At 42.9% G+C, this 22,152-nt stretch carries 20 protein-coding genes and 2 tRNA genes; all 22 read right to left on the bottom strand.

Translation table 11 applies throughout. The annotated features are described in order from the left end of the window. Positions 1–17: 17 nt before the first annotated feature. On the bottom strand, positions 18–1,037 hold the full coding sequence (spoVAD, locus tag T344_RS0100355; protein WP_027627065.1) for a stage V sporulation protein AD: 1,020 nt from the start codon (positions 1,035–1,037) through the stop codon (positions 18–20). 16 nt (positions 1,038–1,053) lie between these two features. Continuing rightward, entirely contained in the window at positions 1,054–1,497 is a 444-nt protein-coding gene (spoVAC, locus tag T344_RS0100350) for a stage V sporulation protein AC (protein ID WP_027627064.1), read from the bottom strand. A gap of 77 nt (positions 1,498–1,574) precedes the next feature. Beyond that, the gene (locus T344_RS30890) at positions 1,575–1,715 is read right to left on the bottom strand and encodes a hypothetical protein (protein ID WP_154669398.1); all 141 of its coding nucleotides are present in this window, start codon (positions 1,713–1,715) and stop codon (positions 1,575–1,577) included. A 285-nt stretch (positions 1,716–2,000) separates the two neighbouring features. Next, positions 2,001–2,747, bottom strand: a complete 747-nt coding sequence (gene sigF, locus T344_RS0100340; protein ID WP_027627063.1) for an RNA polymerase sporulation sigma factor SigF — start codon at positions 2,745–2,747, stop codon at positions 2,001–2,003. 161 nt (positions 2,748–2,908) lie between these two features. Next, positions 2,909–3,334, bottom strand: a complete 426-nt coding sequence (gene spoIIAB, locus T344_RS0100335; protein ID WP_027627062.1) for an anti-sigma F factor — start codon at positions 3,332–3,334, stop codon at positions 2,909–2,911. A gap of 100 nt (positions 3,335–3,434) precedes the next feature. After that, on the bottom strand, positions 3,435–3,776 hold the full coding sequence (gene spoIIAA / locus T344_RS0100330) for an anti-sigma F factor antagonist (protein WP_004630240.1): 342 nt from the start codon (positions 3,774–3,776) through the stop codon (positions 3,435–3,437). A gap of 104 nt (positions 3,777–3,880) precedes the next feature. Further along, positions 3,881–4,834: a DNA-binding protein WhiA gene (whiA, locus tag T344_RS0100325; protein WP_027627061.1), complete on the bottom strand. Its 954-nt coding sequence runs from the start codon at positions 4,832–4,834 to the stop codon at positions 3,881–3,883. Between the two features lie 74 nt (positions 4,835–4,908). Further along, on the bottom strand, positions 4,909–6,930 hold the full coding sequence (locus T344_RS0100320) for an amylo-alpha-1,6-glucosidase (protein ID WP_027627060.1): 2,022 nt from the start codon (positions 6,928–6,930) through the stop codon (positions 4,909–4,911). An 18-nt stretch (positions 6,931–6,948) separates the two neighbouring features. Then, a complete protein-coding gene (locus T344_RS0100315; RefSeq protein ID WP_027627059.1) occupies positions 6,949–8,274 on the bottom strand; it encodes a gluconeogenesis factor YvcK family protein in 1,326 nt (441 codons plus the stop codon). Further along, positions 8,271–9,146, bottom strand: a complete 876-nt coding sequence (gene rapZ / locus T344_RS0100310) for an RNase adapter RapZ (protein ID WP_004629774.1) — start codon at positions 9,144–9,146, stop codon at positions 8,271–8,273. Before rapZ ends, T344_RS0100315 begins: the two co-directional genes overlap by 4 nt. Positions 9,147–9,252: 106 nt before the next feature. Next, entirely contained in the window at positions 9,253–10,152 is a 900-nt protein-coding gene (murB, locus tag T344_RS0100305; protein ID WP_479692224.1) for a UDP-N-acetylmuramate dehydrogenase, read from the bottom strand. 60 nt (positions 10,153–10,212) lie between these two features. After that, the gene (locus tag T344_RS0100300; RefSeq protein WP_027627057.1) at positions 10,213–10,935 is read right to left on the bottom strand and encodes a phosphatase; all 723 of its coding nucleotides are present in this window, start codon (positions 10,933–10,935) and stop codon (positions 10,213–10,215) included. A 118-nt stretch (positions 10,936–11,053) separates the two neighbouring features. Next, the gene (hprK, locus tag T344_RS0100295; protein ID WP_004630114.1) at positions 11,054–12,007 is read right to left on the bottom strand and encodes an HPr(Ser) kinase/phosphatase; all 954 of its coding nucleotides are present in this window, start codon (positions 12,005–12,007) and stop codon (positions 11,054–11,056) included. A gap of 413 nt (positions 12,008–12,420) precedes the next feature. Further along, positions 12,421–14,868: a sodium-translocating pyrophosphatase gene (locus tag T344_RS0100290; protein ID WP_027627055.1), complete on the bottom strand. Its 2,448-nt coding sequence runs from the start codon at positions 14,866–14,868 to the stop codon at positions 12,421–12,423. A 258-nt stretch (positions 14,869–15,126) separates the two neighbouring features. Continuing rightward, a complete protein-coding gene (locus tag T344_RS0100285; RefSeq protein ID WP_027627054.1) occupies positions 15,127–16,116 on the bottom strand; it encodes a CBASS cGAMP-activated phospholipase in 990 nt (329 codons plus the stop codon). Positions 16,117–16,356: 240 nt separating this feature from the next. Beyond that, positions 16,357–17,634, bottom strand: coding sequence for a hypothetical protein (locus T344_RS0100280; protein WP_117407484.1), 1,278 nt, complete (start codon positions 17,632–17,634; stop codon positions 16,357–16,359). A gap of 136 nt (positions 17,635–17,770) precedes the next feature. Next, positions 17,771–17,844: transfer RNA gene (locus T344_RS0100275), tRNA-Gly, on the bottom strand. Between the two features lie 7 nt (positions 17,845–17,851). Next, positions 17,852–17,926, bottom strand: a tRNA-Gly gene (locus tag T344_RS0100270). An 86-nt stretch (positions 17,927–18,012) separates the two neighbouring features. After that, a complete protein-coding gene (locus T344_RS0100265) occupies positions 18,013–18,744 on the bottom strand; it encodes a DUF554 domain-containing protein (RefSeq protein ID WP_027627052.1) in 732 nt (243 codons plus the stop codon). 61 nt (positions 18,745–18,805) lie between these two features. Continuing rightward, a complete protein-coding gene (locus tag T344_RS0100260) occupies positions 18,806–20,146 on the bottom strand; it encodes a CCA tRNA nucleotidyltransferase (RefSeq protein WP_027627051.1) in 1,341 nt (446 codons plus the stop codon). A gap of 141 nt (positions 20,147–20,287) precedes the next feature. Next, complete coding sequence (locus tag T344_RS0100255; protein WP_051571498.1) at positions 20,288–20,686, bottom strand: hypothetical protein; 399 nt, start codon at positions 20,684–20,686, stop codon at positions 20,288–20,290. A gap of 369 nt (positions 20,687–21,055) precedes the next feature. Next, positions 21,056–21,919, bottom strand: a complete 864-nt coding sequence (locus tag T344_RS27265; protein WP_034860450.1) for a TerC/Alx family metal homeostasis membrane protein — start codon at positions 21,917–21,919, stop codon at positions 21,056–21,058. Positions 21,920–22,152: the final 233 nt, after the last annotated feature.

The raw sequence follows: 22,152 nt of genomic DNA, 5'->3' as shown, positions 1-22,152 counted from the left end.
CGAAAATTATATAAGGGTTAATCAAGACTTCTATGAATAGCCACAGCATGGGCTATTCCGGGAATGGACTCTTTTTGCTGGGTGCTGACAGGACTCATTAAAGCCCCTGTGGCAATAAACAGCACCCTTTTTAAATTGCCCTTCATTATTTCCTTGTATATATAACCCGCAAAAACTGTGGCCGAACAACCGCAGCCACTGCCTCCCGAATGCGTATCCTGTTGTTTTGTGTCGAAAATCATGACACCGCAGTCATTATATCTGTTTTCAATATCAAGTCCATTCATTTTAAGTAAATCAAGACATATTTTCTTACCTACCTTGCCCAGATCACCGGTTATAATCAGATCGTAATAATCGGGAACAAGGCCGGTATCCGCAAAGTGCGTAAGGATTGTGTCTGCTGCCGCCGGAGCCATTGCCGCCCCCATGTTGTTTGTGTCTTTGATTCCCATATCGTTTATTTTTCCTGTCGTCACATGCCTTATAAAGGGTCCTGTCTGTTCCGAGGTCAATAAAGCCGCTCCCGAGCCGGTAACAGTCCATTGTGACGTGGGAGCCCTCTGGCTTCCCAGCTCCAATGGATACCTGAATTGTCTTTCTGCCGAACAGAAGTGGCTTGAAGTAACACATACGACATTATCGGCATAACCGCCGTCTATCAGCATGCTTCCAAGGCTCATGGACTCCGCCATCGTAGAGCATGCACCGAACAGACCGAAAAATGGGATATCTGTTTCTCTGAGGCCATAATTGGCAGCAATACATTGGTTCAGTAAGTCACCGGCCAGAACATATTCAATCTGGTCATTGCTCTTACTGCCCTTTTGAAGGACCTTTGCAAGGGTTTCCCTTACCAGCTTGCTTTCGGCCTTTTCCCAGCTGTCCTCACCCCAGAGTTCATCAGGAATAATATAATCAAAGCTTTGTCTCAGATTGCCCTTACCTTCCTTGGGGCCTACAATACTTGCTGTAGCCCTGATTGACGGCGGCTTTGCGAAATATACCGTCTGTTTGCCTAAATGTTTTTCTGCCATAGATAACTCCTCAAATTCAAGATATAAAGTAATGAATAATCCCAACCAGCACAGATGAACAAATACCAAAGACAATGACCGGACCTGCAATAACAAACATTTTAGCAGCCGTGCCCATTATATATCCTTCTGTCTTAAATTCCATAGCAGGTGATACCACAGAATTTGCAAAGCCGGTTATAGGGACAATGGAGCCTGCTCCCGCAAAGCGGCCGAGTTCATCATATATGTTCAGGGCAGTAAAAAAAGCACCAAAAAAAATCATTATGGTGCTGGTAAGCCCTGATACCATTTCAGGATCAAGCCCTCTGCCCTTGAGCCAGTTAAAAATCACCTGACCTATGACACAAATGCTTCCTCCCACTACAAAGGCTTTAATTATATTGATAAATAATTTTGAATTTGGTGAAACACTTTTGACGTATTTGGAATATTCCTGTTTAGTAAAATTCTTGTTCATAGCCCCTCCGTAATAATGAATTTACCAGAATATTTTTTGCAGATTTCCTGAAATTATTACGGAAAATCAATTAAATGTTACACAAATTCAGCCTTTTTAGGTGTGTCACCCGTTGATGCTCCCATAAATGCAATTACTGCAATTATGATACAGAGCAATAGAATACATAATATTACTAAAACAGTCCTGTTTTTTACAATGCCGATTATTCTTTGCATACAAAGTCCCCTGTCCGTATTAGGTCCTGATTAACTCCTTGTGCAAGTTTATTATTTTGGTGATGGATAGAAAATCTATAATACACCAGTACGCGAGTACAACTTCAAGCAATGGGTAGCACGGTTAAAAGAGCTTACTGAAATTTGTAGGCCAAAATGCTTGTTGTGAACCGTACTATTTCAAGTAAGCTCTTTGTGTGCACCCATTGCTTGACGTTCGTACGGAAGTACTGGTGTATCAGTAATGTCATTTTAAAGAATTAATAAACTTGCACAACGTGTTAATCAATTTCCGTTGGCAATCATTTTATGCTTTATATCCTTCAATATCTTTTTCTCTATTCTCGACACCTGGACCTGTGATATTCCCAACAGTTTGGCAATCTGGACCTGGGTTTTTTCCTTGAAATATCTCAGAATGATTATCTGCCGTTCCCTGGCATCCAGTGAATCCAAAATCTGCCGTATGGCGATTTTATCTATTAGATCCACTTCACTGCTGTTGTTGTCGGCATTTATACGGTCAATCAATAAGATGGGGGTGTTGTCGCCTTCCCCTACCGTACTGTAGAGGGATTCCGGCGTACAGCCCGCTTCAAGTGCAAGTACAAGCTCTTCAGGAGACACATTCATTCGTTCTGCGATTTCATTGACAGACGGTTCCCTGCCGAGCTCCTTGCTGATGATCTCTTTTGTGATGCGGGCTTTTGACGCAATTTCCTTTAACGATCTGCTGACCTTGATTATACCGTCATCTCTTATAAATCTCTTGATTTCCCCGATAATCATAGGTACTGCATATGTAGAAAACTTTACATCATAAGATATATCGAATTTATTAATGGCCTTAATAAGTCCGATGCTTCCTATCTGATATAAATCATCAACCTCGTAACCTCTGTTTTGAAACCTTTTCACTATGCTCCAAACCAGACCTATATTCTTTTCGACTAAAGTAGCCTGAGCCTGTCTATCCCCGGCTTTAGCATTTATGATAAGTGTTAGAACTGCTTCATCGGTCATATCCTTCATAGCTTACCTAAACCTTTCCGTCACATATTACACATACTGCTGTTAGCAAATACTGCTCATATCAACATTATTGGCAAGCCCATATATTTTTATACATTTATAGTAAATATTTACATGCGCATGTATAAAAAAACTTACCCCTGGTAATTAAAATAAGATAATCAGGACTTTATATTCTTAAATAATGTAACAGTGGTTCCTTTATCAGGTTCAGATACGATGTCCACTCTGTCCATGAAGCTTTCCATTACTGTAAAGCCCATTCCGGAGCGTTCCATGTCAGGTTTGGAGGTGTATAGAGGCTGCCGTGCAAGTTCCACATCCTCTATTCCTTTTCCCTCGTCGGAAATTACGATTTCAATTCCGTCGTCATATAATCTGCATACCATTCTGACCATACCGGAATTGTTCTCATATCCGTGGATTATAGCGTTTGTTACTGCCTCCGAAACAGCAGTCTTTATATCTGCAAGTTCTTCAACAGTAGGATCCAGCTGCGATGCAAATGCAGCCGCAACTATCCTGCCAAATGCCTCATTATTTGATTTACTCATAAATTCAAGTTTCATTTCATTTATAAGCTGCATAAAAACTCCCTCTGCATTCACGCATTAATACGTGGCTGCCAACAAATAGTGATAAAAACACTTGTGTCAAGCCATTTCCAGGCTAATATAAAGGCTCCGGTTATCCGCACATGGAGGTAAGCGCATCCTCCAAATCGGCATAGGCCGGAATTATTTTTAGAACACCGGACATCTCGAATATTTGCATTAATTTAGGATTGGCATTTACTATTGCAGCTCTGCCGTTAAGTTTCTGAATATTTTTATACCTGCCTACAACTATACCAATTCCTGAACTATCCATAAAATTCACTTTTGAAAAATCAAAAATTATATTTTTTACTGTTGACTTGATAATCTCGCTGTCAATCTTTTGCCTCAGGTATTGAGCCGAATGATGGTCCATATCCTCCATTATTCTGATAACCAGAGTGGTTCCCTTCCTTAGTAACTTTACATCCAAGTATATTGCCTCCTTATTTTACAGTACACTGGTATAGATTGTTTTAACAGTGCAGCTGCCGTTAATATGACAATATACTATTCAATATTTCCCTTAATTTACCTTTATTTGGCAGTGTTTCTTTTCAGATTGTCCCTCAATTGATCGGCAATCTCGTCAAGTTTTCTCAGCCTGTGATTAACTCCGGATTTTCCAAGTCTGGGATGGAGCATTTCTCCAAGCTCCTTGAGACTGGCCTCACTGTATTCCAGCCGCAGATTTGCTATTTCAACAAGATTTTCGGGCAGCTTGTCCAAACCTATTGAAGACCTGATAAATCTTATATTTTCCATTTGCCTTACAGACGCATTTACAGTTTTTTCAAGGTTTGCGGTCTCACAGTTCACAATACGGTTGACGCTGTTTCTCATATCCTTGAGAATCCTCACATTCTCAAGTTCCATTAATGCTCCGTGCGCCCCGATAATATTGAGAAAATCAACGATATTCTCCCCTTCCTTTATATAGGCCACATAATTCCCTTTGCGGACAATTATTTTCACATTTATGCCATACTCCTGCAGCAGTTCCCTGATCAATTCCGCACAGAAGCAATTGCGGGTGGATATTTCAAGGTGATAGGTTTTCTCAGGGTCACTTATGGAACCCCCTGACAGAAATGCAGCACGCAGGAAACTCTTTTTGCAGCATACCTTTCTCAAGGTCTTTTTAGCCGGATTGTTTTTATCGGAAAAAGCGCTTATTCCGAAATCATAAAGCATTTTGTTAATCAGCTGCATTGAAGCAAAAATAACCGAATATGATACATGCTTTTTCAGCCTGCTGCTTCTCCTTATGGCAACCTCCGGACTTATGCCGTATACCTTCCTGACAGTAGAGTATATTCTCCTGGCAAATGCGGCATTTTCGGTCACCATCTTTATACTCCTGTTGTTTTTCTCATTGGAAAATAGGTTTCCCGTCAGAATAACCCCGAAAATTTCAGATTTCATACAGCAGGTTTCGTTATGCAATTCCACTCTGCACAGCTCGTCCTTTACTAACGTTGAAAATGACAAAACATCCGCTCCTTCCTTTGACAGCCGGTATGCAATCAGAATTGCCTCCCGCTGCCAAGCTCATACTTCACGCATCAATCAAGCCCCGCATCTTCAACGGCAGCCCTCAGTATTTCGGCCACGCTCCAGGCCTGAGCAAAACAACCCCTTGGGCGGTGCGGGCTGCTGCCGTCAAAAATTTCTGAAATATTTCCTACTCCGGCATCCCTCATATGATCTGCAAAGGGCAGGATAAAATCCAGAGCAGCCCTCCTTGCTTCAGCCGTATTCCCGCTGACTCTGACATAGGCCTTGATAAACCTGCCCAGAAGCCAGGTCCACACAGTCCCCTGGTGATATGCTCCATCCCTGCTCCACACGTCGCCGGAGTATACGCCCCTGTACTGCCGGCTGTCCGGAGACAGAGTCCTCAGGCCATAAGGCGTGTACAGCTCCTTCCATACCTTTTCCACAACACTCCTGGCCCTATGGCCCTCCAATACCGCATGGGACAGTCCCACGGCAAGTATCTGGTTGGGTCTGATGCTTCCGTCGCTGCCGGCTTCATTAACCACGTCGTACAGGCACTGCTGTTCCTCATTCCAAAACACCTTTTCAAAGGAGGCTTTTGTTTTTGAAGCCGGCTCCAGGTATACATCCCTGTCGGTAAACTTTTGTGCCAGTTCCGACATTATCATCAGGCCGTTGTACCACAGGGCATTTATCTCCACTGCCTTCCCGTGTCTGGGGGTGACCACCCAGTCTCCCACCTTTGCGTCCATCCAGGTCAATTGGGTATTTTCATTTCCGGCTGTTATAAGTCCGTCACCTGTCATTGCGATATCATATATGGTTCCGTTCATAAAATGCTCACATATATTTTTCAGGCAGGGGTATATCTCCTCTTTGATAAATTCAAAATTCCCGGTATATTTCAAATAGCTGTTTACTGCCTCGAAATACCACAGGGCGGCATCCACACTGTTGTATGCGGGCTTTTCACCGTCGTCGGGAAACATATTGGGTATAAGTCCGTAATCAACATATCTTGAAAAGGTATACAAAATCTCTTTTGCGTCGGCAAACCTGCCTGTGGTAAGGGTCAATCCTGTAAAGGCTATCATTGTGTCCCTGCCCCAGTCGGTGAACCACGGGTAACCGGCAATTATTGTGCTGGCCTTTGTGGAGTTCCTGTAAACAATGAAGTTATCTGCGGCCAGCACCAGCTTTTTGACCAGACCGGATGAATAACCTGTTCTTTTTAGCAGCTGTTCCATGCGGCCCATCCGGTCGGATATGACCTGCACCGCGTCAGAAAGCTGTTTTTCGGGATTGAATGCGTCCTGCATCTCACCGTCCAGGTCCACTCCCTCACAGCAGGAAGCCGTAAAAGCAACGGTTTTGCATTCCCACGGGTTCAATTCAACACTGAAAAAGCCGGGAATGAAATGATCCTCCAGGCAGTCAAGTCCCCGCTCCTGCTCAAGTGTGTAAAACATATTATAAAAGTAACAATCCTCCAGCTTCCTGATTTGTCCTCCATTTACTCCCATGCGGAGGCTGACGGTCGAACCGGCAGGATAAACATTCATTTCGCTGCCGATAATTCTTGTCACAAAATCAAGATTTTCTTTAAGACTCCTGTGGTGATGGTCCCTGAAATTGACCAGCGGTGTGAGTTTGAGAGAAGCCTTCCTGGAGCCGTTCCTTATTTCGTAGAGCACCGCCGTGGTATTCTCTCCCTGTTTCATGGCTATTTTTTTCTTTATGACAATATCCTCATGGTTAAAGGTGAACTCTGGAAAAAAATCGTATTTCACCCTTGTGAGCCTGTCATAGCCGTGATTTATGTACTCTTTATTATTAAAGTCCTTTGTCATGAAAGAGGACAGGGATACCTGACTGCCGTCGGCGAAAATTATATCCTCAAGCAGGTTTGACAAAAGCAGATATCTGCTTGTAGGAGGTTTAAGAGCTCCCACCAGCAGGCCGTGATACCTTCTGCTGTTGGAGCCGATAAGGGATAACGAGGCATAACCTCCCGTCCCGTTTGTCACTATCCATTCCCTTTCGCTTCCCTGATGATAATCATACCAGCAGCTTTTACCAAACTCCATTAACTCCACCATTTCCCGTTACCCGATTTTATTTATCCTGTCCCTGGAGTAGTAATAATCCAGGATTCTTTCCTTGTCTTTTGACAGCACCAGATCTGAAACCAGCTCTATTATTTTCTTTGCCAGCTTGTTGGAATCATGTCTGACATAATTGTTGGTTACTGCTTTAAAATCACCTGTGATCAATTCTATTCCCATTTTTTCAACAACCTCGGAATCAACCTTCACAAGCTCGGCACCGTCCTGTCTGTATCTTTCATTTAACTCCTGGGGAATAGGTGCGGTATTTACAACACAGAAATCAATAATGCCCTTTTTGGAGTGTTTTTCAATGGCCCTGATATGGTCACTGAGTGTATACTCCTCGGTTTCACAGGGCTGTGTCATAACATTGCAGACATAGACCACAATTGCCCTGGTTTTGAGCAGGGCTTCACAGACTCCTTCTACCAGAAGGTTTGGAATTATACTTGTATAGAGGCTTCCGGGGCCCAGAACAACTATATCTGCCTCCATTATGGAAGCAACCGCTTCTTCCAGCGGTCTGACATTGGACTGATTAAAAAAGACCTTATTTATCCTTGCCCTGCTTTCCCGGTTTCTATGCCCGATATTGTGCTCGCCCAGTATGGTCTCTCCGTTTTCGATCTCGGCGCACAGTCTGACGTCATCAAGTGTTATTGGAAGTACCGTTCCTGTAACGGCAAGTACGTCACTCATCTTTTTGACGGCCTCTTCAAAGCTGTCGGATATCCCGTCCATGGCGGCAAGAAAAAGATTGCCGAAGCTCTGACCCTTGAGCATTCCGTCCTGAAACCTGTACTGAAGCAATTTCTGCATGATGGGTTCGGTATCGGCCAGCGCCAGGATACAGTTTCGAATATCGCCCGGAGGAAGCATGCCCAGATCGTCTCTCAGCATACCCGAACCGCCCCCGTCATCAGCCACCGTAACAAGTGCGGTAAGGTTTGAGGTGTATTGCTTCAGACCCCTGAGCATTGTGGAAAGTCCTGTCCCTCCGCCAATTGCAACAATTTTGGGGCCCTTTACCAGAATCCTTTTTTCATGTAAAAGGTTGCTCAAACCCTCGGCATTTAAAGTTGAACTTATATTTCTGTGATTAATGTCTTTTAATATGGAGTTTATCAGGGCCTTCAATGAACCCAAAACAGTTACGACTCCCGCACAGGCCAGCAAAATCATTGAAATAATAAACAGGGCGCCGTAACTGTAATACTTAAGCACCAGTATAATAGCAAAGCATATTAATGACAGGCCCGCAACAAGCAGCAAACTCCACCTTCTAATTCCAAAGCCCGGAATCAATAAATCAGAAGCCCTCATTTTCCAACCCCTCTACCATCTTTCTCTATATCCCTGTGTTCAATAATAACCCTGTGCAGCTTGGCTTCAAGTCTTCTGAACAGCTCATCGGCAATGGCCACAGACCTGTGCCTTCCGCCGGTACAGCCTATTCCGATATCAAGCTGCGATTTACCCTCCTTGATGTAATTGGGAATGAGAAAATCCAGCATATCATCAAGTTTTTCAAAAAATGTCTTTGTCTCTGAAGCCTCAAGTACAAAAGCCCTTACCATATCATCCTTGCCGGTTTTGTGCTTCATGGGCGCAATGTAGTATGGATTGGGGATAAATCTCACATCAAATACCAGATCACAGTCGGTGGGTATCCCGTATTTGAAGCCAAAGGATAATATATTGATTATAATGCCCTTGAAAGTCTTTCCCTCTACAAAAATACTGTTGATCTCCTGCTTAAGCTGCCTCGTTGCAAGTGTTGAAGTATCTACTATATAATTTGCCTTTGATTTTATTGTTTCAAGAGCTTTTCTTTCCTCCTTGATCCCCTTGACAAGACGGCCTTCCGGCGACAGGGGATGCTGCCTCCTGCTCTCCTTGTACCGCTTGACCAGCACATCGTCGTCGGCTTCGAGGAAAAGAATTTCGTAAGAGAAGCCCGACTGCTTCACCTCATTAAGTGCCGGAAACAGGTCATGGAGCAATGCACCGCCTCTTATATCAATAACCAGTGCGATTTTTTCCATTTTGCCTTCACTCTGTGCACTTATTTCAGCAAACTTCGGTATCAGCGCCGGAGGCAGATTATCCACACAGAAAAAGCCGATGTCTTCCAGATATTTAGTTACAAGGCTTTTCCCCGCCCCGGACATTCCAGTTACTATTACGAATCTCATGTCTTTCGAGCCCCCATATCTTCTGTATATATTATCCTATACCGTCACTGTTATGGCAATGTATATAAGGAATGATCAAATAATAACTTCCCATTTCTTGAAATGATTATAAATCTCCTATAATTCTTATTTCAGGTTCCAGCTGTATGTTAAATTTCTGATTTACCGTGTTTTGTATGTGTTTGATCAAATTAAGCACATCGTGACAGGTTGCATTTCCCCGGTTGATTATAAAGCCGCTGTGCTTGTCGGAGATTTGAGCTCCTCCAATGCCAAAGCCCCTCAACCCGCTGTCATCTATCAGCTTCCCTACAAAATGTCCTGCCGGCCTTTTAAATACACTCCCGGCGCTGGGCCATTCCAGGGGCTGCTTATCCTTGCGCTTGAAATTAAAATCATCCATAAATGCCTTTATTTTTTCAGGGTCGTCTTTCCTTAGCTTTAGCCGGGTTTTAATAACTATTCCCTTTGATCTTTGAATCACACTTGATCTATAGGAAAAACAATGTTGTTCTCCCCTTACTGTTTTAATATTTCCTTCCCTGTCCATATATTCGGTCTCCTGGACAACCATGGACATCTCGCCCGTGTAAGCGCCTGCATTCATTGTTACGGCTCCTCCCATGGTCCCCGGGATTCCTTCTGCAAACTCCAGACCTGAGAGAGAATTTGCCAGGGCTATTTTAGCTGCCCTTGCTATCAGTATTCCTGCTTCAAATTCCAAAAATTCATCCTGCACGGTAAAATTTTGAAGATTGTCAAAAATCTTGACAACCACTCCCCTGATGCCCCTGTCGGAGACCAACAGGTTTGTGCCGTTGCCCATGATCATATACGGCGTGCCCGAGCTTGCAAAGTATTTGACCATTTCCCCCAGCTGAGCCGTATTATCAGGGATTGCCAATATATCAGCCGGCCCTCCGATTTTAAACGATGTGTGCCCGCTCATAGGTTCATTAATTAAAACTCTTTCTTCTCCCAATAATGAAGTAAGCTTTTTAACCAATTCTTTATTCTCCAAATTTCAGCACTCAACCTTTCTAAAAGATGAACAAACGCAATTCGCTCATCCCTTTATTCTTTTCTGCCTTTCCAGCAGATAATCTTCCATTTTTTCAACAGAAGTGGTTATGACCAGTTCCTCGGGCATATCAACCTCTGCAATCAATCTTTTTACATTTTCAAACTTTCCGATATTAAAACTTATGTGTGCATCACTTCCGGTTGTTATCCTGACACCGTATTCTTTGCACATGCGCAGGATTTCCCTGCAATTGTTTTCACTTCCCTTTCTGACATAAAAGGAATGGTTGTTTATTTCTATAAGCTTGTTATTTTCTTTTGCCGCTTTTACCACCTTTTCGATGTCTATCTGGAACTGGGGATTTCCCGGATGTGCCAGAACATCGATATATGGATTTTCCAGTACTTTTATTGCAGCCCTTGTATGGTTTTCCACAGTTGAAGGAACTATACATATGTCATGAAAGCTTGCCAGAACCAGTTCCAGCCCTTTCAAATACCTCCGGGGCAGATCCACCTCTCCGTCATAGCTGACGATGTTCAGTTCCACACCTTTTATGATGCGTACCCCGTAGAGCATCTGGGGTATTACTCCCAAATTTCCGAAATGGTACAAAAACGGCGCCCCGTTCATTGCCGGACCATGGTCCGACATATTTATCATCCTTATCCCGTTTTCATAGGCCTCCCGTGCATTTTCCTGTATGGTGCTGTATGCGTGCCCGCTTGAAATTGTGTGCGTATGTGTATCTGCTATTAAATTCAAAATGTACCTCCCTGACCTTTATAATAAATGGGACTGCTGTAAAACAATATGGATTAATACATGTGATACAGATGTTTCTCTGCATGCATTAATCCCAAGTTCCGCAGCACTCCCGTTTTCAGTCTTTAAAACCCGTATCCTTGTATTCGGTGGATTTGTTGATGTTGCCCAGAACTCGCTCACTGAGTACCTTGGCAGCATTGTATCCCATTTTCTTCTGTCTGTTGTTCATTGCTGCAACTTCAACTATAACTGCCAGATTTCTTCCCGGGCTGACTGGGATTGTCAGACAGGGCACCGTTATACCCAGTACTTCGGTAAATTCCTCCTCAAGTCCAAGCCTGTCATAAACCTTTTTATCATTCCAGTGTTCAAATTTCATGACAAGATTGATATTTTCGGTCATTTTAACCGAACCGACACCGTAAAGGTTCTTCACATCAAGTATACCTATACCCCTTATTTCTATAAAGTGCCTTATTATATCCGGCGCCGTGCCTACAAGAGTTTTGTCGGACACTTTTCTTATCTCTACGTTGTCATCGGCCACAAGTCTGTGTCCTCTTTTTACAAGTTCAAGTGCAATTTCGCTCTTACCCACTCCGCTTTCTCCAAGAATGAGTATACCCTCTCCATAAACTTCCACCAGAACTCCATGGGTACTGGTTCTGGGAGCCAGCTGCAGGCTGAGGTATCTGATGACTCCGCTCATGAATCTGGAGGTGACATCATCCGTCCTCAGTACGGGAATATTATACTTTCTGCCCACTTCTATCATCTCCGGAAATATTCCCAGTCCTCTGGCCACCACCATGCAGGGGAAACCACATTTGAAAAAATTATCCAGTCTCCTGTAACGGTCTTCCTCCCTCAGCTGCATCAAATAGGCAGTCTCTCCCTTTCCTATTATCTGCATCCTGTCGGTGCCGAAATACTCCATATATCCTGCCAGCTGTAAACCCGGTCTGTTTACGTCGGCCGACGAAATCTCTATATTTTCATAATCCTTGCAGCCTGTGAGTTCTTCCAGCTGAAATTCTTCCATAATCTCTTTTACCGTTACAGAAAACATATTAACCTCCATGAGCCGCATTGCGGCCACAAAATGTAATGAAAACCTATATCCTTTATCGCAATGTGGCGAATAAAGGAGGTTAATTGGCCATGTGCGCTTTCAAAGTATTGCTAAAATACTTTGAATATTTCGCACGGCCATAAATTCACAGGTTAGTTTTGGAAGACGAACGCAAGTGAAGTCTTTCAAGCTAACCTCCATGAGCCTACTTAATTATCTCCTAAAATACTTGCATTCAATCCCTAATATTATATAATACCGGCCGGAAAAAGAAAACACGGCATTTTAACCAATTTTGGCGAATAAGACTGTATAATATCCTCGTCCCACCTTCAAAAATGGATGGCTCACAAAGTGCATGCCTGCAATTTCAGGCATGCACTTTTAATGAAGCTTCCATTTATGATGTACTACTTCCTGCGTTTTACATTGATCCTCATTTTGTAGAACGAACGCCATACGAATACAAGGGCGCATGCCAGGAAGGCTATTCCCACAAAGGGCGCAACATCCTTGAAGGACTCCGATATGGCTATTTCCATGGCCAGCAGTCCGAACAGGGTAGTGAACTTTATTATGGGGTTGAGCGCTACCGAAGAGGTGTCCTTAAAGGGATCACCCACCGTATCTCCAACCACCGTTGCGTCATGGAGTTCGGTACCCTTTTGCTTCAGATCCACCTCCACCACTTTCTTGGCATTGTCCCAGCAGCCGCCGGCATTAGCCATAAATATCGCCTGGTAGAGTCCAAACACTGCAATTGATATCAGGTATGCAACAAATAATGCGACCGAATCCGTTCCGCTCCTGGGTGCCGACAGGAATGCAAAAGCAAGCGCAAAGGAGAAAATTGCTATAAAGATATTGAGCATCCCCTTTTGTGCATACTGCGTGCATATTTTTACAACTTCCTTTGATTTGTCCGTTGCAGCCCTCTGATTTGCATCCTCATCAAGCCGGATATTCCGCTTGATGTACTCCACCGCCCTGTAGGCACCAGTGGATACCGCCTGGGTCGAAGCCCCGGTAAACCAGTAAATTACCGCTCCTCCGCACAGAAAACCTAAAATCGTATATGGGTTTAGAATATTCAAAACCTCTTCCGGTTTGACACCCAGAACATTTTGTATTACCAGTATCAGCGAGAATATCATTGTGGTGGCCCCAACAACAGCAGTACCTATCAATACCGGTTTTGCAGTGGCCTTAAAGGTATTCCCGGCACCGTCATTGGCCTCAAGATAATATTTTGCATTTCCAAAATCAGGTTTGAAGCCGAAGTCACGTTCGATTTCCTGGTCAATTTCGGGAATGGTCTCAATGAGCGACAGTTCATATATGGACTGTGCATTATCCGTTACAGGCCCATAGCTGTCCACCGCAATTGTTACGGGACCCATACCGAGGAAACCAAAGGCTACAAGCCCGAATGCGAATATGGACGGGTAGGACATAATATCCGCAAGGCCGAACTTGCTGGCCGAATATGCCGCAAACATGAGCACGACGAAAACCATGCCCTTCCAGAAAGCGCTGAAATTACCGGCTACAAGGCCCGAAAGAATATTGAGGGATGCTCCGCCTTCCTTTGAGGATGTTACAGTCTCATTTACATGTATTGATTTCGGGCTTGTAAATATTTTTGTAAATTCGGGGATAACCGCAGCACCCAGTGTACCGCAGCTGATTATTGTCGACAGTACAACCCACAGGTTCCCGGCCTTGTCACCGATTTCGGTACCCGGGCCTATCATGATAAAGCTTACCATAAAGGTAACAACTATGGACAGTGCCGACGTAATCCAGACAAGACTTGTAAGCGGCTTTTCAAAATCAATGTCCGGCAAACCTCCGAATCTGATTTTACTGAAAAGTTTATTGATATAGAAGGCCGCCACCGAGGTTATGATCATCAGGACACGCATGGTAAATATCCAGATGAGCATATCACTCTGCAGTTCACCGGTTACAGCCAGGACTATAAAGGTTATCAGCGCCACTCCCGTAACACCGTATGTCTCAAACCCGTCGGCAGTTGGTCCGACACTGTCGCCTGCATTATCACCGGTACAGTCTGCAATAACTCCCGGATTGCGGGGATCATCCTCTTTAATCTTGAAAACAATCTTCATCAGGTCCGAACCGATATCGGCAATTTTTGTAAAGATACCTCCGGCTATACGGAGTGCACTCGCACCAAGGGATTCGCCTATTGCAAAACCTATAAAGCTTGCACCGGCCAGTTCATTGGGAACAAATCTCAGTATGATAAGCATCATAATCAGTTCAACGCAAATGAGTATAACCCCAATGCTCATTCCCGAATCCAGAGGAATACTCAGCAGTTTTAACGGCTTTTTCTCCAGGGATGAAAATGCCATCCTGCTGTTTGCCAGAGTGTTCATACGTATTCCGTACCATGCCACGCTGTAAGAGCCCAGAATACCCACAACCGTCCAGGCCAGAATAAGTATTACTCCCCCGACTCCTTTCTCCTGTAAAAACCCAAAATAGAACGCAATGCAAAGGCCTATGAATACAAGCAGCAGTGCCAGGAATTTACCCTGCTGCACCAGGTAGGTTTTGCAGGTTTCATATATTGTATCGGCCACATCCAGCATACTCTTGTGTGCTTTTATTTTTTTTACCCGGATAAATTGAAACAAACCGAACAGCATCCCCAGAATACAAACCAGCATGCCCACGTAAAGCAGATTGTTCTGACCCCTGGATAATTCGGGTGTTACCAGATCTGCTTCACTGGCAAATGCCGTAAGAGGAATAAAAGTGACTATCAGAATACTTGTCAATAGTACCTTAGTTGATTTCTTCAGCAACCTTATAAGTTGTGAATACATGTACCGTCCCCCTTTTACCGAAACGGGGGATAGCAAAACCAAAAACCTCTTTTTCGATAAAATGTCAGCGAAAATATAAGTGCATTATTATTTTGCCATCCCCTGAAAAAATTTGTACAGTATATTCTATAAGGAATGTATCCACAACATTCTGGTTTCCATGAAATAATTTTCAGACATTATAATTAAATATGATGAATTATCTCGTACAAGCTCTTTTGATGTAGAAATAAAAGACACCCTTAAAAAGACAGAGCATCAGGTCTCACACAAAAGCTGTTGGCAGAGCTTCTCCAATTTTCCGTTTCTCTGCCATTCCTCTATTGTTTTTTGACCCAGAAGCTTCAGCTGATGTATATTTTCCTCGCTGGCATCATCCATCCCCTTGCCCAGCTCAGTCAGACTTGACTGTATCCTGTAATACCTGCTATCGGTAAGCAGCTGACGCAGCTGATAATCAACAGTGTTGCTGACCCCGTCAAACACGATGCCCAGCATGGGTTTTGCCCAGTTTATCAAGCCCCAGTCCCTGGCCTCCTCATAAGGAATTGCCCTGCTCAGTTCACCCGTACCGATTGATACCAGCATAATGTCAGCCTGGCTGCCGAACATGACCTTCGCCTCGGCAAAGGCGCACATGGAAGGATTGTTGGCATAAACACCTCCATCTATAAATGTATAATAGTCGGCACCTTCCTCCTGGTTCAATTTCAGCTTAAAGGGTTCAAAATATGTAGGAGCCGCCGAACTGGCCCTTGCCACCTGCCACATGGGAAAATTGTAGTTAGCCTTCTCAGGTTTTTTTGCATGGCGGCTCTTGAAGAAAAACGGTGTTCTGAGGCCTATCTCATAAGCCGGGACTAAAACAGGTGTCAATGCTTCCGCCAGCATTGACTCACCGAAAAAGTCCTTTAAAACCGACTCTACTCCCGAGGATTTATACCTTTCGTCGGTTATCCCATCCAGTGTTGCTATTTTGTGGAAAATATTGGTGGAAAATATCCTGTTTCCCTTATCGGCATAGAAATTGACCAGCTGTCCGGCGGTATGTGCAGGCATATCTTTATTGTCGGCGGACGGCATTGCCAGGGCCAGTGCCATTATGGACCCGGTTGACGTCCCTGCAATAAGGTCGAACATCCGGTATATGGGTTTTGAGGTCAGTTCCTCAAGCTTTGCCAGTATCATGGCAGGAATTATTCCTCGTATTCCGCCTCCGTCAATCGATAAAATTCTTACTTTTTTCATATGCAGCTCCCTTCCGATGCATTTTAAATTAATGCGCAAAGCATTAAACTTAACCGGTAGTGCTGTAAATTGCCGCTTAGCTTTGCATTGGCACAGTTTATGCTGATTATGCAGGTACGCGAGTACAACTTACAGTTTATAATTTTACATTATTGTACTGTAAAAAAATAGTACTTTTCCCATAAAAAGTACTACAATGAAATCTTGCACAAGTACGAATATCTAATTTAACTTTTTGTGCTAATTTAAATCCAATTTACTCACACCAAGCGCATGGTGATTCCATAAGGTATCCTTGACCATCTCCGATTTGTCCTCGGAGCAGTCAATAATCAGAACAACCTCCGTTGCCTTTTTATAATTTTGTCTGTTGTCATTGTACTTTCTTAATAAAAGCAGTTTGATTATCAGACCTATTGCAAAACCTGCCACCAAACCTACGAGTCCCCAGAATATCGGGCCTAACTTCAGCACAAATCCGTAAATAGTCCCAAAGAGCATCAAAATGGTTCCAAAAATAGTAGCCAGGTCTATAAGACTCAGGCCGTCCGACTGATGTATTGTGTCAAAAAACTTCCTTTTCTCATTTCTTTTGTCCATGGGTACGGCAAGTATAGCCTCTTTGGTGATTCCGTTCATCTGTATGGCCGTTATTGCTTTTTCCAAGTAAATGGTATGCTCAAAAGTAGATACAATATACACCTTATCACCTCTAGCCGGGTTAGTATTCCCAGGTATGCAAAAGCCGTCGTACTGATAATGCTTTTTTAGAAATTTAGCCTGTTCCCAGTCAAACAGCTTATTATTCTCCACTGTATTTACATAGGCATCATACATTCCGAATAAATATACTGAGGATATGTTAAGAGTCCAGTGTTCATCGAGAATATTCTTTGCCTGTTCAAATTCTCCAAGAAAAGTGAGGTGTATTGCCGGAAGAGCCTTTGAATAGTAAAGTATGGCTATCCACCATCCCAATGTAAACAAGGCATTCACAAGCCTGTGGAGATAGAGCTGTCCCACCCCGGGCATGAGCAACGACCAGAATGCTGCCACCCACGGTTGTCTCTTGTCGAGATAATTTATTTCCAGAGAGTTGATTCTGAAACTTTGAATTTCGGCATCTTCCCTTGCTGCAAGAACATAGTTGTTATTAACATCAACCGTGGTTCTGTAGCTGTCCCAAATGGCAAAAATATATACTGCATTATAAAGCAGAAGCCATCTGGTGTCCAATACCTCTTTAGCCAGCTGATATCTGCCTGTAAAAGTATAAAGTATTGCTAAATTGATATGGGCATTTAAATTGATAACCACTTCCCATATAAACAGCACAAAGCCTCTTAAATATTTCGCCAGCAGGATATGCCCGAGTCCGGGAAATGCCGCAGACCACCACGCTATAACGCAAGGATTCCGCAGATGAAGCTGCGATGTACCTAAAATTCCTAAATAGGCAATCTGACGCCTCGATGAACTACCGGTTGATTGCTTGTTCTTTGATGTATTAATGTTCACTGGGCTTACTCCCTATTTTTTTATTTCATTAAATAATTTTCCCCAGCCTGATATTTTTATCCAATAGAAAAAAAGAAATTTCGGTACACTAAAAAACCGTTCATTATAATGTTAAACATTACAATAAACGGTTTCTTGGAGCGGGTGATGGGAATCGGACCCACGCAATCAGCTTGGAAGGCTGATGTTCTACCATTGAACTACACCCGCGGGTATGTGGAGCGGGTTAAGAGATTCGAACTCTCGACTTTCACCTTGGCAAGGTGACACTCTACCACTGAGTTAAACCCGCATCACTATCACGCAAAAGTTATTATAAAGGGCCTGGTCCATTTTGTCAACCATTTTTCTCAAAAATTTATTTTAAATTCCTTTATGTCAAATGCCTGCCAGACTCCGGATGACATAATACACCAGGGGTATAAATACCGCCGGGAGAAGATTTCCCACGTTTATCTTCCTTATCTCCAGAAGATTTATTCCTATTGCAAAAATCAGGATTCCTCCCACCAGTGACATTTGAGAAATAACCGCATCGGTGAGCCAGGGTTTTATAAATCCGGCAAGCAGGGTTATGCCCCCCTGGTAAATAAATACCGGTATGGCCGAAAATGCAACCCCCACCCCCATTGTAGCAGCAAAAACAACAGCTGAAATACCGTCAAGGATTGATTTGGCAAACAAGGTGGAAGGATTGCCCGAAAGTCCGTCCTCCAGGGCACCAACTATAGCCATTGCCCCCACACAGTAAACCAGGCTGGCCGTGACAAAACCTGTGGAAAAGGATCCGCCTTTAGCCGGAAGCTTGGATTGAAACCACTCTCCTATATTTTCCAGTCTCTCTTCTATCTTTAAAAGCTCTCCTATAACTCCCCCGATTACAAGACTGAATATCATAAGCATTATAAACTGCCTGTCCAGCTTGTTTCCGTCAATTATAGTCAGCATTTCCTTTATGGTGCCCGATATTCCTATAAACAAGACAGAAAGACCAATTCCCTGCATTACAATTTTTTTATATTTCTCAGGTATACCGCTTCTCAGCATAGTTCCGGCCATTCCACCCACAATAACCGCTCCGGTATTCACCAGGGTTCCAAGTCCAGTCAAAATTTAACACTCCCCATAAAATACTAATATTAACACTGTCTGTATCTTTAATCCAACACAATTAAAAGAACTGAATAAGTTGTTTTGCCAGCTCTATCAATTTCTCCTTATCGTTCAGTTCAGGGTTTTCCAGCACCCGGTCAAACAGGTAGCCCAGCATTTCCCCCACTTTCCGGCCCGGCTCCATTCCCAGAGAAATTAGGTCATCTCCGTTCACAGCCATGTCGGAAAGGCTAAGGCATTGCCCTTTATCCTTGATTTCCTTATAGATACGTTTTATATTATCCAACTTTACAAGCCTTTTGTCCAGATAAACAGGATTCTGACCCATTGCATCGGCCCTCTGAACCTCCAGAAGACTTAAAAACAAGTCCTCTCCAACCTTATTTAAAACCTTTCTGATTGACTTCCCGGTGTCAAAAATATCCACATCATGGTATCTTACCAGCGTCAGTATTTTTTTTATGGAAAGCTTGTCCAGGCGCAGATTGTTCAGAATGCTATCCGCCATCCGGACGCTGACCTCCTGATGTCCGTAAAAATGGTCAATGCCCTGGTCATCGGTTGTCCTGCTGAGAGGTTTCCCTATGTCATGCAGCAGCATGGTCCATCTCAGAATACTGCTTTTCGGAATACTTTCCACGGTGCGGATTATATGTTCAGCAACATTGTATATATGATAGGGATTATTTTGCTCAGTGTGATAGCAGGCCACAAATTCCGGCAGTATATGTTCCAGAAGTCCTGAATGGTATAATTTATTGAAACAGGACGGGTTCTGTGAAGTCAATAGCTTATCGACCTCCTCCCTTATCCTCTCCCTGCTGATATTTTTAATCAATCCGGAATTGCCGGATATTGCATCAAAAGTATTTTTTTCTATTTCAAAGCCCAGCTGTGCACTGAACCGGATTGCTCTCAGCATTCTGAGGGCATCCTCCTGAAATCTTGCCCCGGCATTTCCCACCGCTTTTATTTGCCTGTTTTTTATATCCTGCAATCCTTCAAAATAATCCACCAAGCCTGTCTGATAATTATAGGCCATGGCATTGACTGTAAAATCACGTCTGGCAAGATCCTCCTTGAGGCTGGCTGTAAAGCTGACATTATCCGGCCTCCTGGAATCCGAGTACTTTCCGTCCACCCTGTAGGTGGTTACTTCAAAAATCTCATCCTCAACAGCAACACTGACTGTACCGTGCTTGATGCCTGCATCATAGGTTCTGCCAAAGGTTTCCTTTACATCTGCCGGCAGTGCGCTGGTTGTAATATCCCAATCATGGGGATCTTTCCCCAGGACGGAGTCTCTGACACAGCCGCCGACAATAAAAGCCTCAAAGCCCTTTTCATTAAGTTTATTGATGATATAACCTACACTTCCGGGATAGATTATCTTTTTCATGTGCCTATACATCCGCCTCTGCTTTATAATCCGGTGCCTGCTGCAAATCGGATCCTGCCTATATCTCCGGACCCAATTTTGCATTTGACTTTTTACTATGTAATTTTATCACAAATTACCTGTGTTAATACACCTGTCTTTTTACATATCAAAGGAGGAATTTGAGCTCAAAGTGTTATGTACAAAAGCTGTAATATTACTTACAGGTATAATAGCCACCGATCCTACAGAAGCTTTTTTGTTGAAAGGGCAAAGCCCGCAGAAAAGAATATTGCCGTAACTGCTGCAGGCATTTCCCAGCGGGCATGCCGGAGGCATTGCCGGCAGCATCAGAAGTTTTATATATGTAGGGGTACTGCCGGTCAAAACTCCTGTAAAACCCTTGCCCACTTCACCACCTGCGTTTACAAATACCGTTACCGTCTGACCCGTAAACTGCCTGAAATCCATATCAAATTCAGCCTTATTAACCTCCTTGACCGCCGGAGCATCTTTTGCATGATTTGTAACGTTTTCTGATTGCTTACTGAATCGCCTCATATATAACACCCCAAAAAGAACTCTTGATTCATTATATTAAATTAATTTTTTATTTGTAACAAAAAAAAGCAGATTGAATAGTATGGTATTAGCTTGATAAAATTTGATGTTTCGAACATTTGCGGGAACTAAATTTTATCTATGACTACTTGAATTCATAACAATATTAATTTTGGAGGGAGTGTTTTTTTATGGGTGGTTTCTTTGGTGGTAAAGGTGGTTGCTTTGATGACGACTTTATATGGGTCCTCATAATTCTTATTATTCTGTTCTGCTGCTTCTGTGGAAGAGATCGTCACGATTGCTAACAAAAAATAAACTCAGGGGTTATATAAGGCCCCTGAGTTTATTCTTAAAGCGTTCTAAAATTTACAGATCAACTTTTTTCAATTTTACCTTTTCCTTCTTTTTCTCCTGATGTTTGTTAATAAGGATGGATACAATCACACTTCCCAGCAGGATTGTAAAAATTGTCAGCAAGGAATATATTATGGGTATTTCCTTATGCCAGAACATTATCCCCAGCTTGACACCGGTAAACATAAGTATCAATGCCACGCCATATTTTACATATTTGAATTTTTCCTGCATGGCAGCCAATACGAAGTATAAGCTTCTAAGTCCCAATATGGCAAATATATTTGAAGTATAAACTATAAAAGGATCTCTTGATATTGAGAAAATGGCCGGTATTGAATCTATTGCAAACAGAATATCGGAAAACTCAATAAGCACCAGTATTGCGAAAAGCGGAGTGGCATGGAGTACATGATTTACCTTTACAAAGAACTTTTCTTCATGCATGGTATCTGTAACCGGCAGAACTTTGCCAAGGAGCTTTAAAACCTTGCTGTCCTTATGATCTCCCGCCTCATCCTTGCTTAACATCATTTTGGCTCCGCTTATAATAAGTATTATACCGAACACATATAAAATCCAGTGAATTTTATTGATAATGGTTATTCCGAGCAGTATAAATATAAGCCGGAGCACTATAGCTCCCAATATGCCGTAATTCAGCACCCTTCTCTGATACTGTGGCTTTATGCCGAAACTTGTAAATAAGATCAGAAAAAGAAATAAATTATCCACACTCAAACTGAGCTCTATCATGTATCCGCCTAAAAATTCCAGCGCCTTGTGCTGTCCTTCAATAACATATACTCCTGCATTGAAAAGTATAGCAAGTCCAATCCACAGTAAAACAAATTTTATTGCTTTTTTTGTTGACATTTCAGCCTCCTCAAATTTTTAGCAATATCAAAGGCAGCCATTCCACCTTTTTTTGCCATTTGAAACAAAATAACAAGGTGGCAAAGCCACTTTGTTTGCGCATGTGCCTTTCCTAGCTGTAATAATTTTTTAGTTTATCATTAACCAAGGAAAATCTGGCACGCGCATAAATTAATAGTTTTTTATTGTCTAGGAAATGTTGTACATTTGCCTTGTAACATTTATTACTAGAG

Source organism: Ruminiclostridium cellobioparum DSM 1351 = ATCC 15832 (assembly GCF_000621505.1).
Lineage (GTDB): Bacteria > Bacillota > Clostridia > Acetivibrionales > DSM-1351 > Ruminiclostridium > Ruminiclostridium cellobioparum.
This window is presented reverse-complemented; position numbering and strand designations above follow the sequence as displayed.